Genomic DNA, 14,887 nt, shown 5'->3' with positions numbered 1-14,887 from the left:
CCGCTGGCCGCGAACCCGCGCCGCGACCGGTCACGGTGCCGGTTCGATGAGGGCGCGGTGGTGGGCGATGACCTTCCGGAAGGCGCGGACGTAGCCCTCGGCCAGGACCGGGTCGTCGTGCGGGACGCGGACGGTGAGGGTGTTGCGGTGCCGCCGCTCCGCTCGCGGGTACTGGCCCGCCCGGTAACGCGGCCAGCCCTCCGGCAGGTTCGGGAAGATCCGGTTCGGGGCGTCGAACAGCGGGTGCTCGTTGAGCGGACGCGGGGACCTCGGGTGTTCGACCTCCAGGCAGCCCTCCGCACGCAGCGCCGCGACCAGCGCGTCCACCGGCAGTCCGCCCAGCTCCTCCGGCCGGTGCAGCAGCGCCAGCGCGTACCAGGCGGGGGCGGATCGGGCGGGCACCTCGGGCACGGAGATGCCGGGCAGCCCGCGCAGCTCCGCGATCATGCGCGCGGCGAGCTGCCGCCGCCCGCCGAGCCGCCGGTCCAGCTCGCCGAGCTGGCCGAGCGCCACCGCCGCCCCCAGCGGGTGCATCCGCTGCGCCAGACCGGTGCCGGTCACCGCGTAGCGGCGCAGCGGGTGGTCGATCGGAATCTCGGCGCGGCAGCGCGCCCCGTCCTGGCCGTGCAGCAGCACCCCGTAGTACAGGTCGTCGTCATCGGTGAGCACGAATCCGCCCTCCCCCGCCGACAACGGCTTGGTGCCGCCCGCGCTGAACGCCGCGACGTCCCCGAAGGTGCCGACCCGGCGGCCGCCGACGGCCGCGCCGTGCGCGTGCGAGCCGTCCTCCACCAGTCGCAGCCCGTGGCGCTCCGCGATCTCGGCGAGCGCCTCGATCCGCGCGGGCACGCCCCACAGGTGCGTGACCACGATCGCCCGGGTGGCCGGCGTGATCGCGGCCTCCACCCCCAGCGGGTCGAGGTTGCCCAGCTCGTCGCAGTCGACCAGCACCGGTTTCGCCCGCAGGTGGAACAGCGGGGTCGCGGTCGGGTGCGCGGTGTAGGCGGGCACGATCACCTCGTCGCCGTCGGCGAGCCCGAGCGCCGAGTAGGCGGCGTGCAGCGCGGCGGTCCCGGAGGAGGTGAGCACCGCGTGCCGCACCCCGAAGAACTCCGCGAGCCCGCCCTCCAGCTCAGCGATGACGCCGCCGCGACCGGGCGGTGAGACGCGGGTGCAGAGCTGCGCGGTCACGGCCACCGCTCTGCCGACGTCGAGCGGCGGCCAGGTCACCTGCGGGGCGGCCGAGCGCACCGCGGGCGGGCCGCCGTGAATCGCGAGGGGACTGCTCACGTGATCAGATCCTTGGGGTCCGCACCACCGGGAGGAGGCCGGCGGACGCGAGATCGTTGTGCGCGCGAATACTTCTGGGAACATTTTTCGCTCAGCTACCCGCCATCTGTGTGATTGCTGCGGTCGGCGTCGGAGAACCTCGTTCGCAGGGGACCGCACCCGGGGTGCGTGTGCGTAGGCTGAGCGCCTGCTCACGGTGAGCTCACGCACACGCACGCCGGACGTGATGGGGATGGTGACCATGACCGGCCAGGCGAAAGCCGATCTCGACCCGGCGGCGGAGCAGGACGTGTTCGTGGCCGAGTTCCGGCGGTGGCGCGACGTCCGCGGTCTGTCGAGATCCGCGCTGGCCCGGGAGATGGGGTACAGCAGGTCGTACGTGTCGAAGGTCGAGAGCGGTGGCGAGCACGCCTCCCGCGAGTTCGCCCAGGCCGCCGACGGCGCGCTCAACGCCGGCGGTTCGCTGCGCCGCGCGTGGCGGGAGCAGAACGCGGTCCCCGTCCCGCGCAAGCCGAGCCCGCCGCAGCAGGCGGCTCCGGTCATCGAGCCCGCGGGCGGGCTCGTGGTCGAACACGACCACGCGGAACTGTTCTACGTCAACGGTTCCTACCGCGCCACCATGCGGCGGCATCTGGTCAACAACGGCACCGAGCCGATCACCCGCTACCTGATCCGGATCTCGGTGGACCGGTTCCCCGGCGCCCCGGAGCGCTCCAACCGGCTGTACCGGGACGCGCCGCTGACCTGGGAGGAGATCGACCTCCAGGCCTGGCACGGAGAACGGCGCGAGGAACCGATGCGCTGGAGCGTGCAGCACGACCGGGACGCCTTCAAGGAGGTGTGGCTGCTGTTCGCCAACGATTCCGGGCGATTCCCGCTCTACCCCGGGGAGAGCGCCTGGATCGAGTACACCTACACGGTCAGCGACGACAAGTGGGGCCACTGGTTCCGCCGCGCGGTGCGGCTGCCGACGACGCGATTATCGGTGACGTTGAACTTCCCCGCGGAGCTGGAACCCGCGGTGTGGGGGCTGCACACCTCCATGACGGCGGAGTCGATGCCGTTCCACACGGCGATCGAGACGCGCCACGAGCAGGACCGCACGGTCTACGCCTGGTCGACCGAGGATCCGCCGCTGCACGCGCGCTACCGGCTGGAGTGGCACTTCCGCAACCACGCCCCCGCGACCCCGGCGGGACCGCCGAAGCCGAGCGAGACCATGACGGCGCTGGGCGTCCTGCAGGAGGGCGATCCGGTGCTGCGGCGCCCGGCCCGGCCGTTCACGTTGCCCGCGGAGGCCGAGGACGCCCGGCGCGTGATCGACGAGTTGCACTCGGCGACGCAGCGGATCGCGAAGGCGCACACCTTCGGCAAGGGCATGGGCATCGCGGCTCCGCAGATCGGCATCGAGCGAGCCGCCGCGATCGTCCGCCCGCCCGGCAGCGACGACCTGATCACGCTGCTCAACCCGCGGATCATCGAGTCCAGCGAGGAGCGGGACGAGCAGTACGAGGGCTGCCTGAGCTTCTTCGACGTCCGCAGCCCGATCCCGCGGCCGGTGGTGGTGCACGTGGAGCACCAGGACATCACCGGGGAACGGCGGATCACGATCTTCGAGCACGGCATCGCGCGGCTGGTCGCGCACGAGGTGGACCACCTCTGCGGCGTGCTCTGCACCGACCACCTGGCGCCGGACGCGAGTCCGATCCCCGTCGAGCAGTACCGCGGCACCGGGACCAACTGGCACTACCCCCGCGACTGAGCGCCCCTCCGGGCCGCGCGGCCCGAGGCCGGTTCAGGGTGGGCGGCGCCGGGAACAGTGCGTCACCGAGCGGTCCCGTTCGCCCGGGAGTGGTCCCGGAAACGGGTGCTACCGGCGCGTAACCAAGATCAACGCACGTTCGCGCACGTATTTTCGGGTAGTGTCCGGCCACGTCGCTTGGTGCCCCCCCCACCAGCCGGGGGACCATCGGCGGACAGGCCACGGCACCGGCTTTCCCGCCCGCCACGACGGAAAAGCACCTGACATGACGGAGGCGGTCATGTTCACCTTCCCCGTGCACCCGGCGGAACTGCTCACCGAACTCGCCCGGCAGTTCCACAGCTGGGGCGTCCCCACGCCCGTGCTGCACCGCGTCCACGAGCGCGTCGACGACATGTGGGGGCGCGGCCGCACCGCCTGGGTTCCGCTGTGGGCCGCGGAAGCGCGCCGCGCCGAGTCCGAACTGGACTGGGCGGGCGCCGCGGCCTGCTGGGGCGCGGCCCGCTTCCCGTGCCTGGCCACTCCGGACCGGATGGAGGCCTACGAGCGCCAGCTCGCGTGCTTCCAGCGAGCTTCGGCGAACCTGCCGGTCAGCTTCCGCCGCTACGCGGTGGACGTGCCGCGCGGAGGCGCCACGACCCGGGTGGTCGCGCACGTCTACCGGCGGCCCCGGGCGGTCAGCGATCAGCTGCTGGTGGTGTGCGGCGGAGCGGCGGCCTGGAAGGTGGAGCTGCACCGCACCGCGCTGCGCATCGCGCTGCTGAGCGGGCTCACCGTGGCCGCCGTGGACATGCCCGGGACCGGTGAGTCCCAGGTGCCGATGGCACCGGACTCCGATCTGCTGCTGGCGGGAGCCGTGCGCCGGCTCGCGGAGCGGGCGCGGTGCACGCGCAGCGCCGTGCTCGGGTTCAGCTTCGGCGGGCACTGGGCGGCGAAGCTCGCGCTGACCGGGCGGGTGCACGCCGCGATCGACCTCGGCGGGCCGATCGGCGCGAACGGGTCCGCGGTGGACGTGCTCGGGCTGCCGCACGGGATGGCGGGGATCATCGGCAACGCGCTGGACCTGCCCGCGCTGCCGGAGCGGGCCGACGCGGACCGGTTCTCGCTGGAGTTCTCCTTGCGCAGGCAGGGCCTGCTCAGCTCGGCCTCGGCCGCGCCGCTGCTGGCGATCAACGGCACGAGCGATCCCTACGTCCCGCTGCGGGACACCGTCGCGCTGGCCGACCGGCCGGAGGCCCAGGTGTGGCTGGTGCCGGGCGCGGGGCACTGCGCGCGGGAGCGGCTGACCCGGGTGCTGCCGCCCGCGATCGGCTGGCTGCTGGCGGAGCTCTCGCCCCGCTCGGTGCGCCGCCAGCTCGCCGCCCGCGCCCTGCGCACGTCGCTCGGCGACCTCGTCACGGGCCCTCGGCACGTCCCCGGCGAGGAGCGCCCCACCCCGCCCCGGGCGGGCCGCCTCCGCGACGCGCCCGTGAGCTTCAGGTCGGTCGCCCACTCCCCCGGCCGGAACGGGTGAGCGGGTTCAGGCCACCGGTTCGATGACGCGAACGCCGTGCAGGCGGCGGACCAGGTCCGCGCCGAACGCGGTCGAGGGGGTGTGCGCACCGGGGGCCACGCCGCTCCCGAGCAGGCCGTCCGCGATGCGCAGCACCGCGTCCGCGGTGAACTCGTAGGTGTCCGGCCCGATGAGCGCGGCGGAGACCGAGCGGCCGTCCGCGTCGGTGGCCTCCGCGAACACCTCCACCCAGCTGCGCGAACGCCGCGCCGAGCCGGGACCGCGCACCAGGGCGCCGATCGCGGCCTTGCCGAGCCGCTGCGCCAGCGGCGTGCCCAGCACCGCGCGCCCGGCCGCGCTGGCGCGCGGCCCCATCCGGTGCAGGCCCGGGACGCGGGTGAAGGTGGTGATGTCGGGGATGCCGGTGCTGCGGTGGGCGGTGCTCACATCACCCCAGGGCAGCGAGGTCACCGCGTGCCGCCCGGACGGGAACGGCACCTCGCGGTGCCGCCAGCCCATCGGCACCTCGCGCAGCTGACCGCCGACGCGGGCCCGGCCGCCGAGCGCGGCGCCCTCCAGCGCGCTCTTGAGGGTGCCGCCGCTGATCCCGCCGCTGGCCTGGAAGGCCAGGTCGAGGCTCGTCGCCCCCGGCAGCGCCGAGGCGACCATCGCGGCCAGGCAGTCGGTGGGCACCACGTCGAACCCGGCCCCCGGCAGCAGCACCACTCCCGCGGCCACCGCGTCCTCGTGCCTGGCGAAGACGGATTCGAACACGTCGATCTCGCCGGTGATGTCCAGGTAGTGCGTGCCGGTCGCCAGGCAGGCCGACACCATCGGCGCCGAGGTCGCCGAGAACGGGCCCGCGCAGTGCGCCACCAGCTCGACGTCCGCGAGCGCCGCCTCGGCGGCGGCCCGGTCCCGCAGGTCGAACACCCGCTGCGGCAGGCCGAGCGGGGTGGCCACCCGGGCCACCTTCGCCGGGTCCCGTCCCGCCAGCACCGGCCGCTGCCCCCGGTCGACGGCTCGCTCGGCGATGAGCCGTCCCGTGTAGCCCGTCGCGCCGTAGATCATCCAGCTCACCGCGAACCTCCCGTCGTCATCCCGGTCCAACGAGAACACGCCGGGCGGGTCACGGGTCGCCCCGGCCCTCGCGATCCCGGTGCGCGAGCGGGGTCGCCCGCGCACCGGGATCGATCAGATCAGGCCCAGCACCGACTCGACGACGAGCCAGCCGCCGAAGACCGCGAACAGCGCCGCGGCGCCGTAGCGGATGAAGCGCTCCGGGAGGTGCCTGCCCAGCAGCAGCCCGACGCCGATGGCCAGCGCGTCCGCGGCGACCATGCCGACCGTGGAGCCGATCCAGGTGCCCAGCCAGTTGTGCTGCGAGGCGAGGGTGACGGTCGCCAGCATCGTCTTGTCGCCGAGCTCGGCGAGGAAGAAGGCCGCGGTCACCGCGATCACGGCGGAACGCGCGGTCTGGCCCGCCTTGCTCTTCTCCGCGTCGGTCAGGTGGTCCCCGCGCAGGGTCCACGCGGCGAAGCCGAGGAACGCGATCCCGGCGACGAGCCCGATCCACTCCGTCGGCAGCAACGAGCCCATGCCGAAACCGAGGGCGACCGAGGCGGCGTGCACGACGGTGGTCGCGATCGTGATGCCGAGCAGGACCTGCCAGGCGCGGTACCGGGTGGCGAAGGTCATCGCCATCAGCTGGGACTTGTCACCGAGTTCGGCCACGAAGATGGCCGCGGAACTGACGGCGAATCCGGTCAGCACGGTGGGAACACCTCTCTCCTGGGGCGGACCAGGGCGCAGCACGCCTCCGATCCGACTGGCATCGGATCGAAGGTCTCGCCCGCCTCCCGAGAGGCTCCGCACCCGGGCGCACGTCGTCGGCGCCAGCATGTCGACCGCGGAATTGAGGGCTACTCCCCTTCTCGGAACAAGGGTACGCACCGCATCGGGATAATCAATGAATTCACGGGAGATCGCTTTCTCGAATTCACGGTGACCCGGCGGCGGAACAGCTTTTTCGGCAGGCCGAAACAATTGCGTTCGGCGCCCGGAAAAACAATTCCCGGCACACCTGCGGGGCTAGAACCGCAGCGCGGGTGGGGTCGGGCGGGACACCAGCAGGCCCACCCCGGACCAGGTGTCCGCGGCCAGCGCACCCGGCGTGCCCACGCCGACCTCGCCCAGCTCCGGCCGCCACCGCGCGGTCTGCACCAGGCCGGGCTCGGCGAGCTCGTAGCCGTTGAACACGGCGCGGAAGTCCTCCGGCGAGCGCCAGACCGGCCGTCGCCCGATCCGCTGGGCCTGGTCGCCGAGCAGCTCGATCTCGTCGGCGGTCGCCGCGACGGCCGACAGGTGGGAGCAGACCAGCGCCGATCCCACCGAGCAGGCGTCCCGGTAGGCCGCCACCACACCGGAGAGCTCGTCGTCGTCGGTGATGAACGGCAGCGCGCCCATCGCCAGCACCGCCACCGGCCGCGTGAAGTCCAGCAGCCCCGTCACGCCCGGCGCCGTGAGCACGCTGGCCGGTTCGCACAGGTCCGCCCGGGTGACCGTCACCCCGCGAGTCCCACCCAGCTGGGCCTCCGCCAGCCGGACCGCGAACGGATCGGCGTCCACGTAGGCGACCCGGGCACCCGGATCCACCCGCTGCGCGGTGCCGTGCACGTCGCCGACCGTGGGCAGCCCGGTGCCCAGGTCGAGGAACTGGTCGATGCCGCTCGCGGCGAGGAACCGCACCGCGCGGCCGAGGAAACCGCGGACCACCCGGACGTGCTCGGCGATGCCCGGCAGCACCCGCAGCAGGTCTTCGCCGAGCTGCCGGTCCGGTTCGAAGTGGCTGGTCCCGCCGAGCAGGTGGTCGAAGACGCGCGCCACGGACGGCACGTCGGGCCGCTCCGGCCCGGCCAGCACGCGTCGACCGACCTCGTCCGATCGGATTCCCATCGCCCACCCCCAGGTTCGCGAATCCACCCAGCCTAGATCGTTCCGCCCCGCCTCGACAGATGATCCGCGCGCGGGGCGGGCGCGCGGCTCGTTCGGGAAGACCTCGCCGGATCGGACGCCCCCTCGGCCGGGACCTCAGCCCCGAACCGCGCGGAAGCGCACCCGCTGTCCGGGCCGGGCCTGCGCGGCCCGGTCCACGTCGGCGGCGAGCAGCACCGCGATCACCGGATAACCCCCGGTCACCGGGTGGTCGGCGAGGAACAGCGTCGGCCGCCCCGAAGGCGGCACCTGCAGCGAGCCCAGCACCACGCCCTCGCTGGGCAGTTCGTCGGCCCGGGCGCGCGGCAGGGCGGGCCCGTCGAGGCGCATCCCGACGCGGTCGATCTCGGAGCTCACCGCGAACGGCTCGGCCAGCAGCGCGCGGTGCGCCTCCTCGGTGAACCAGCTCGCGCGCGGCCCGAGCACCACCCGCAACCACAGCTCCCCGTCCGGCTCGCGGCGCACCGGGGCCTGCTCGACCAGCGGGAACGCGGCCGGAGGCGGGCCGATCGGCAGCCGGGTCCCGGCGGCGATCGGGGGCGGGCCGAGACCGGAGAGCACGTCGGTCGCGCGGGACCCCAGCACCGGCGGGACGTCGATCCCGCCGCGCACCGCCACGTAGCCGCGCAATCCGCGCACCGGCGGGCCGAGGCGCAGCTCGCCGCCCGCGGGCAGCCGGAGCACGGTGTTCACCGGCTCCGCCCGGCCCCCCACCTCCAGCGGGCTCGCGGCGCCGGTCACGGCCACCAGCAGGTCCCGCTCCGCGCGCAACCGCAGGCCACCCGCCGTGGTCTCGACGGCCGCCGCGCCCTCGGGGTTGCCGACGAGCCGGTTGGCCAGCCGCAGCGAGCGGCGGTCGGCGGCGCCGGAGACGCCGACGCCGATCGCCGCGCGGCCCGGTCGCCCCAGGTCCTGCACGGTCGCGAACGGGCCGGGTTCCAGGATCTCGATCATCGGACTTCCTCGAAGCGGACCCGCACCCCGGGCCGCAGCAGCGCGGGCGGCTCCCGGTCGGTGGACCAGATCTCCAGCTCGGTGCGGCCGATGAGCTGCCAGCCGCCGGGCGAGGCGCGCGGGTAGATGCCGCTGAACTCCCCGGCGAGCCCCACCGCCCCGGCCGGCACCCTGGTCCGGGACTCGCCGCGCCGCGGGACGGCGAGCCGCGGCGAACCACCGCTGAGATAGCCGAAGCCGGGCGCGAAGCCGCCGAAGGCCACCGTCCAGGGGCGCGCGACGTGCTCGCGCACCACCTCCCGCTCGGTGAGCCCGGTCAGCCGGGCCACCTCGGCGAGGTCCGCCCCGTCGTAGACCACGGGCACCCGCAGCAGGCCCCGGTCGTCGCGCGCACCGCCGCCGGGGCGGGCGGCGCGCACCGCGCGCTCCACCGCCACCGGGTCGGCGCGCTCCGGGTCCAGCCGCAGCAGCAGGGTGCGGGCCGCGGGCACCAGGTCGAGCACGCCGGCCGGGGGCCGGTCGCTCAGCGCGCCGTGCAGGGCCAGGACGGCGTCGAGGTCGTCGAGCTCGACGAGCAGCCCGGAATCGGCGCAGCGCAGCACCCGCACGCGGCTCACCGCCCCGGTCCGGGGACGAACGGGCGCACCTCGACGCCCTCGCCCAGCAGCCGATCGCGCACGGCCTCGGCGATCGCCACCGCGCCCGGGCTGTCGCCGTGCACGCAGATCGACTCCGCGGTCACGGCGATCTCGGAGCCGTCGACCGCCTCCACCGGCTCGCCGCGCACGATCCGCAGGCAGCGCCGGGCGATCAGCTCCGGATCGTGCAGCACCGCGCCCGGCTCGCGCCGGGACACCAGGGTGCCCTCCGGGGTGTAGGCGCGGTCGGCGAAGGCCTCCCGGAACACCGGCAGCCCCGCCGCCGCGGCCTGCTCCAGCCAGCTCGACCCGGGCAATCCCAGCACGGCCAGCCGCGGGTCGTAGGCGGAGACCGCCTCGACCACCGCGGCGGCCTGCTCGGCGTGCCGCACGATCGCGTTGTAGAGGGCGCCGTGCGGTTTCACGTAGCGCACCGCGGTCCCCTCGACGCGCGCGATGCCGTCCAGCGCGGCCAGCTGGTAGACCACCTCGTCGGTGAGCTCGCGCGGCGGCACGTCCACGAACCGCCTGCCGAACCCGGCGAGGTCGCGGTAGCCGACCTGGGCGCCCACCGACACCGAGCGGGCCGCGGCCTGCGCGCACGCGCGCCGGATCACGCCCGGATCCCCGGCGTGGAAGCCGCAGGCGACGTTCGCGCTGCTCACGATGCCCAGCAGCGCGGCGTCGTCGCCGAGCTCCCAGCGCCCGAAGCCCTCCGCGAGGTCCGAGTTGAGATCGATCCGCACGTCTCCTCCGCTCATGGCGCCGCCGCTCACCGCCACAGCCCCGCGATGCCGCTGAGCGAGTTCACCCCGAAGTACAGCGCCAGCGACCAGGCGAGCACGCCGATCACCAGCAACCAGCGCGGGTACCGGTATCCGCCGAGCAGATCGGAGCGCCGCGCCGCCACCCACAGCAGCACGCCGAACCCGACCGGCAGGATCAGCCCGTTCAGCGCCCCGGCCAGCACCAGCAGCGTCGTCGGCGCCTGGTCCAGCACCAGGAACACCGCCGTGGACAGCGCGATGAAGCCCACCACCAGCCAGGTGCGGCCGCGCTCCAGGACCGGGGAGAAGGTCACCAGGAAGGACACCGAGGTGTAGGCGGCGCCCACCACCGACGTGATCGCGGCCGCCCACATGATCAGCCCGAACAACCGGACGCCGACCTCACCCACCGCGTGCCCGAACGCTTCGGCGGTGGGATTGGCCGAGCCGAGCGCGGCCCCGGTGGACACCACGCCCAGCACCGCGAGGAACAGCACCGCCCGCATCACCCCGGTGACCAGCAACGAGAGCACCGAGCTGCGGCTGACCTCGACGATCCGCTCCGGCCCGGTGACCCCGGCGTCGACCAGCCGGTGCGCTCCCGCGTAGGTGATGTACCCGCCGACGGTGCCGCCGATCAGCGTGGTGACCGCGAGGAAGTCCACCTGGTCCGGCAGCACCGCCTGCCGCATCGCCTCGCCGACCGGCGGGCCGGAGACCGCGGCCACGCAGGTGGTGAGAGCGATCATGAGCACGCCGAGCACCACCACGATCCGGTCCATCGCGACCCCGGCCCGCTTGCTCAGGAAGATCCCGATGGCCAGCAGCGCCGAGGCGGCGCCGCCGAGCTTCGCGTCCAGCCCGACCATCGCGTCCAGGCCGAGCGAGGTCCCGGACACGTTGGCCACGTTGAACACCAGGCCGCCGAAGACGACCAGCGCGGCCATCGCGTAGCCGAGCCCGGGCAGCACCGCGTTGCCGAGGTCCTGGGCGCGCCGGCCGGAAACGCCGATGACGCGCCACACGTTGAGCTGCACCGCGATGTCGACCAGCACGGACAGCACGATCGCGAAGGCGAACGCGGCGCCGAGCCGCGCGGTGAAGTCGGTGGTCTGGGTGATGAAGCCGGGCCCGATGGCGCTGGTGGCCATGAGGAAGACCGCGCCGAGCAGCGCTCCGCGCTGGGCGCCGGTCCTCGTGCTGGTAACGCTCATCCCCGACCCTTCCGCCGCGCGCTCGCGCTGGTTCCCCGCCGCCTCGGCGGTGTGGTCACGATAGGTCTCGTCCGGCGAGGGTTCAATGGGTCGTTCCTACATTTCCCATGTTGAACGTTCTATTGTTCAACAATCGAGCGAGCGGACGACGCCGCTCAGCGCGCTGGCTAGACTGCTCGTCTCGGCACGTCCGATCGCTCACCCCGGGAGAGGCATGACCAGCGCGCAGTGGGTCGACCGGCTGGCAGCGGACCGGTCCCTGCTCGAACGGACCAGCACCGTCGAACGGGTCACCGACCTGCTGCGGCAGCGGATCATCCAGGGCGAGCTGCCGCCCGGCACGCAGCTGTCCGAGGTCAGCGCGAAGGACGCGCTCGGCGTCTCGCGCAACACCCTGCGCGAGGCCTTCCGGCTGCTCGGCCACGAGCGGCTGCTGGAGCACGAGATGCACAAGGGCGTCTCGGTCCGCAAGCCCACCAGCGCCGACGTCACCGACCTGTACCGGTTGCGGCGGATCATCGAAGCTGGCGCCGTGCGCAACGCGACCGCCGCGCCGGAGCTGGTGGCCGCGGTCTCGCGCGCGGTGCGCGCCGGGGAGCAGGCCGCCGCGGACGGCGACTGGACCGAGGTCGGCACCGCCAACATGCGCTTCCACGAGGCGCTGGTCGGGCTCGCCGACAGCCCGCGCAGCAACGACGCGATGGCCGGGCTGCTCGCCGAGCTGCGACTGGCCTTCCACGTGATGTCCACCGACGAGCGGGGCGAGCTCGACCCGAGCCGCACCCGCGAGTTCTACGAGTCGTACGTGGAGCGCAACCGCGCGATCTCCGAGCAGGTCGCCGCGGGCGAGCTGGAGCCGGCCGCCTCCGCGCTGGAGGAGTACCTGGCCGACGCGGAAGCCCAGCTGGTCGAGGCCTACGCGGCCCGGGGCTGACCCCGCGCGGCGGGGCGCTCGGACGCGACCGTCCGCGCCGGGGCCGCCGCGGGTTCAGTCGATGAGCTTGCGGCGCATCGCCGTGTAGGCGAGCAGCCACATCAGGCCCGCGAACAGCACCAGCGCGGCGACGTGCAGCAGGTCGACGCCCGGGCGGAGGCCGAACGCGGCGTGCCGGACGAGCTCGACGCAGTGGTAGAGCGGGTTGAAGGCCGCCGCCGTCCCCGCCCAGCCCGGCAGCTGGTCGATCGGGAAGAACGTGCCCGCGACCAGGAACAGCGGGGTGATCACCGCGCTGACCACGTAGTTGAACGAGTCGATCGAGGGCACCACCGCCGAGCACCAGATGCCGAACAGCGCGAAGCCCAGCCCGGTGAGCATCCCGACGAACGGCACCAGCAGCATCCCCGGCGCCGGGTCCAGCCCGAACGCCATCGCCACCAGCAGCGGGGCGCAGCCGTACACCCCGGCCTTGCCGCCGATCCACAGCGCCTCGGCCGCGACCAGCTCGTGCACGTCCACCGGGGCTGCCAGCATCGCGTCGTAGGAGTGCTGGAACTTGCGCCGCACGAAGGTGGTGAACATGCCGGCGAACGCGCTGGTGAACAGCACCGAGGTCGCCACCACCCCGGTCCCGAGGAACTCGATGTAGGGCAGGCCCCGGATGGTGGCGACCAGCGAGCCGAACCCGAAGCCGAAGGCCAGCAGGTAGATCGTCGGTTCCACCACGGAGGAGAACGTGCTCGACACCCAGTACCGCCGGAACAGCGTCACCTCCCGCTTCCACACCCCGGTGAACGCGGCGAACTCGAAGCGGCGCAACCGGTCGGTGCCCGCCCGCGGCGCGGCGCCGGTCATTCGACGTCCTCCCCGGTCAGCGAGACGAACACGTCCTCCAGGCTGCTGGGACGCCGGTAGCCCCGGCCGAGCCGCGCGCTGGTCGCCTCGGTCATCAGCTCGGCGCGCAGCACCGACACCGCGGGCCCGGTCCGGCGGGTCGCCAGGCCCGCTTCCAGCGCGATCGACTCGATCTCGGCGAGCCGCACCGGCGGGCCGTAGTACTCCACCGCGTCCCGTCCCGCGTGCGCGGCGCGCAGCTGCTCGGGGCTGCCGGTCGCGATGACGCGACCCCCGGACATCACCGCGACCTCGTCGGCGAGCCGCTCGGCCTCCTCGATGTAGTGCGTCGACATCAGCACCGTGACGCCCTCGCCGCGCAGCGCGTCGATCAGCGCCCACAGCTCCTGGCGGACCTGCGGGTCGAGGCCGACGGTCGGCTCGTCGAGCAGGACCAGCCGGGGCGAGTGCACCAGGCCGCGGGCGATGAGCAGCCTGCGGCGCATCCCGCCGGAGAGCTCGTCGGTCTTGGTGTCCGCGCGCTTGCGCAGCTGCGCGAGGTCCAGCGCGCGCTCGACCGCGGCCGACCGCTCGGCGCGCGGCACGCGGTAGAGCCGGGCGAAGACCGCCAGGTTCTGCCGGGCCGTGAGCTCCTCGTCGAGGTTGTCCAGCTGCGGGACCACGCCCATCGCGGCCCGCGCCCGCTTCGACTCCCGGGGCACCCGGAACCCGAGCACCTCGATCTCACCGGCATCGGCCAACGTCTGCCCGGTGATCAGGCGCATGGTGGTGGACTTGCCGGCCCCGTTCGGTCCGAGCAGTCCCAGGCAGGTGCCCGCCCGGGCGGTCAGGTCGAGGCCGTCGACGGCGACGATCTCGCCGTAGCGCTTGACCACCCCGCGCAGGGCGAGCGCGAACGTCGTGCACGCGCCGACGCGCTCCCCTGCCGTCATGCGCCACCCCCCAGCAGACCGGCGGCCTCAACCGTACCGGGGCGGCCTGATCAGGCCAGTCCGGCGAACAGGTCCACCTCCGCACCGCGCGGACCGCCGCCCGGACCGCGCTCGCCGCGCACCAGCAGGAAGTGCTCGGTCGCGAACTCGGGGCGGCGCACCATCTCGGCGAAGAAGCCGCCGTCGTCGACGTCGACCTGGCTGCGGTAGCGGCGCAGGGCGGAGAGCTTCGACTCGTGGAAGGCGGTGCCGTCGAGCACGGCCGTGATCTCGTGATCGGGCACGGTGTTGGGCTTGAAGTCCACCGCACCGGCCTCCTGGGCGCGCTCCACGAAGGACTGCGGCAGCACCGACCAGTAGGCCTTCGGCACGTCCCAGCTCTCGCCCAGCTCGGGGGCGTAACCGGGGTCGGCGGCCGGGCCGAGGGCGCCCATCAGCGCGCGGTGCGCGGCGATGTGGTCGGGGTGGCCGTAGCCGCCGAAGTCGTCGTAGGTGATCACGACGTGCGGTCGCTCGGCCCGCAGCAGCGCGACCATCTCGCGGGTCACCTCGACCGGGTCGGCGGCGGCGAACACGCCGTCTGCGGTGTTGCTGTCCAGACCGGCCATGCCGCTGTCCCGCCAGCGGCCGGGGCCGCCCAGCCAGTGATGCCGGATGCCCGCGCCCAGCTCGGGCAGCGCGGCGGCGATCTCGCCCCGCCGGAACTCCCCCAGGGCGTCCGGGGAGCCGCGCAGGTGCGCGAGGTCGTCGGCGACGACCTCACCGAGCTCACCGCTGGTGCAGGTCACCAGGGTCACGGTGGCGCCTTCGGCGGCGTACCGAGCCATGGTGGCGCCGGTGGCGGTGGCTTCGTCGTCGGGATGTGCGTGGACCAGTAGCAAGCGGCGATCGCTCATGCATTCGAGCCTAGCCAACCCCACCGACCTTCCCCGCGCGCACGGCGGTGCGCGGCAGTGGCAGCGCTCACCCGGCCGGTGCACCGGCCCGATCGGCACCGGATCGAGCAGCCGGCCGACCGTGCCGCCGCCACCGGCCACGCCTCGTCGGGCCGC

The 14,887-nt window shown here is 74.1% G+C and carries 14 protein-coding genes; 3 read left to right on the top strand and 11 right to left on the bottom strand.

Features of this window, described 5'->3' with window-relative positions; all coding sequences use genetic code 11:
- Positions 1 to 30: 30 nt before the first annotated feature.
- Positions 31 to 1,290, bottom strand: coding sequence for a DegT/DnrJ/EryC1/StrS family aminotransferase (locus ACL03H_RS09795; RefSeq protein ID WP_412810817.1), 1,260 nt, complete (start codon positions 1,288 to 1,290; stop codon positions 31 to 33).
- Between the two features lie 196 nt (positions 1,291 to 1,486).
- Here ACL03H_RS09795 and ACL03H_RS09790 point away from each other — a divergent pair, with 196 nt between their 5' ends.
- Entirely contained in the window at positions 1,487 to 3,052 is a 1,566-nt protein-coding gene (locus ACL03H_RS09790) for a peptide deformylase (protein WP_412810816.1), read from the top strand.
- Positions 3,053 to 3,317: 265 nt separating this feature from the next.
- Complete coding sequence (locus ACL03H_RS09785) at positions 3,318 to 4,565, top strand: alpha/beta fold hydrolase (protein WP_412810815.1); 1,248 nt, start codon at positions 3,318 to 3,320, stop codon at positions 4,563 to 4,565.
- 6 nt (positions 4,566 to 4,571) lie between these two features.
- Here ACL03H_RS09785 and ACL03H_RS09780 read toward each other — a convergent pair whose 3' ends face one another.
- The 7 genes from ACL03H_RS09780 to ACL03H_RS09750 all read right to left on the bottom strand — a co-directional run bounded on the left by ACL03H_RS09780 (position 4,572) and on the right by ACL03H_RS09750 (position 11,111).
- The gene (locus tag ACL03H_RS09780) at positions 4,572 to 5,663 is read right to left on the bottom strand and encodes a saccharopine dehydrogenase family protein (protein ID WP_412810814.1); all 1,092 of its coding nucleotides are present in this window, start codon (positions 5,661 to 5,663) and stop codon (positions 4,572 to 4,574) included.
- Between the two features lie 75 nt (positions 5,664 to 5,738).
- Positions 5,739 to 6,317 (bottom strand): TMEM165/GDT1 family protein, encoded by a 579-nt coding sequence (locus tag ACL03H_RS09775; protein WP_412810813.1) that lies wholly within the window; start codon positions 6,315 to 6,317, stop codon positions 5,739 to 5,741.
- A 318-nt stretch (positions 6,318 to 6,635) separates the two neighbouring features.
- Positions 6,636 to 7,499, bottom strand: coding sequence for an SAM-dependent methyltransferase (locus ACL03H_RS09770; protein ID WP_412810812.1), 864 nt, complete (start codon positions 7,497 to 7,499; stop codon positions 6,636 to 6,638).
- A gap of 135 nt (positions 7,500 to 7,634) precedes the next feature.
- Positions 7,635 to 8,492 (bottom strand): 5-oxoprolinase subunit C family protein, encoded by an 858-nt coding sequence (locus tag ACL03H_RS09765; protein ID WP_412810811.1) that lies wholly within the window; start codon positions 8,490 to 8,492, stop codon positions 7,635 to 7,637.
- Positions 8,489 to 9,100 (bottom strand): 5-oxoprolinase subunit B family protein, encoded by a 612-nt coding sequence (locus ACL03H_RS09760; RefSeq protein ID WP_412810860.1) that lies wholly within the window; start codon positions 9,098 to 9,100, stop codon positions 8,489 to 8,491. Before ACL03H_RS09760 ends, ACL03H_RS09765 begins: the two co-directional genes overlap by 4 nt.
- A gap of 5 nt (positions 9,101 to 9,105) precedes the next feature.
- Positions 9,106 to 9,891: a LamB/YcsF family protein gene (locus ACL03H_RS09755; protein ID WP_412810810.1), complete on the bottom strand. Its 786-nt coding sequence runs from the start codon at positions 9,889 to 9,891 to the stop codon at positions 9,106 to 9,108.
- Between the two features lie 11 nt (positions 9,892 to 9,902).
- On the bottom strand, positions 9,903 to 11,111 hold the full coding sequence (locus ACL03H_RS09750) for an NRAMP family divalent metal transporter (RefSeq protein ID WP_412810809.1): 1,209 nt from the start codon (positions 11,109 to 11,111) through the stop codon (positions 9,903 to 9,905).
- Between the two features lie 214 nt (positions 11,112 to 11,325).
- On the opposite strand from ACL03H_RS09750, the gene ACL03H_RS09745 reads away from it, so the two are divergent.
- Positions 11,326 to 12,045, top strand: a complete 720-nt coding sequence (locus ACL03H_RS09745; protein WP_412810808.1) for a GntR family transcriptional regulator — start codon at positions 11,326 to 11,328, stop codon at positions 12,043 to 12,045.
- 54 nt (positions 12,046 to 12,099) lie between these two features.
- Here the strand turns inward: ACL03H_RS09745 and ACL03H_RS09740 are convergent, their stop codons facing one another.
- Genes ACL03H_RS09740 through mshB form a run of 3 tightly spaced genes read right to left on the bottom strand, consistent with a single transcriptional unit; the run spans position 12,100 to position 14,731 of the window.
- The gene (locus ACL03H_RS09740) at positions 12,100 to 12,903 is read right to left on the bottom strand and encodes an ABC transporter permease (protein ID WP_412810807.1); all 804 of its coding nucleotides are present in this window, start codon (positions 12,901 to 12,903) and stop codon (positions 12,100 to 12,102) included.
- Positions 12,900 to 13,835, bottom strand: coding sequence for an ABC transporter ATP-binding protein (locus ACL03H_RS09735; RefSeq protein ID WP_412810806.1), 936 nt, complete (start codon positions 13,833 to 13,835; stop codon positions 12,900 to 12,902). The genes ACL03H_RS09740 and ACL03H_RS09735 overlap by 4 nt, the downstream gene beginning before the upstream one ends.
- Before the next feature lie 50 nt (positions 13,836 to 13,885).
- Positions 13,886 to 14,731: an N-acetyl-1-D-myo-inositol-2-amino-2-deoxy-alpha-D-glucopyranoside deacetylase gene (gene mshB / locus ACL03H_RS09730; RefSeq protein ID WP_412810805.1), complete on the bottom strand. Its 846-nt coding sequence runs from the start codon at positions 14,729 to 14,731 to the stop codon at positions 13,886 to 13,888.
- Positions 14,732 to 14,887 lie beyond the last annotated feature (156 nt).

The organism is Saccharopolyspora antibiotica (genome assembly GCF_047200635.1).
GTDB lineage: Bacteria > Actinomycetota > Actinomycetes > Mycobacteriales > Pseudonocardiaceae > Saccharopolyspora_C.
Note: the sequence above shows the minus strand (reverse complement) of the source record. Positions and strands in the feature narration are given on the sequence as shown.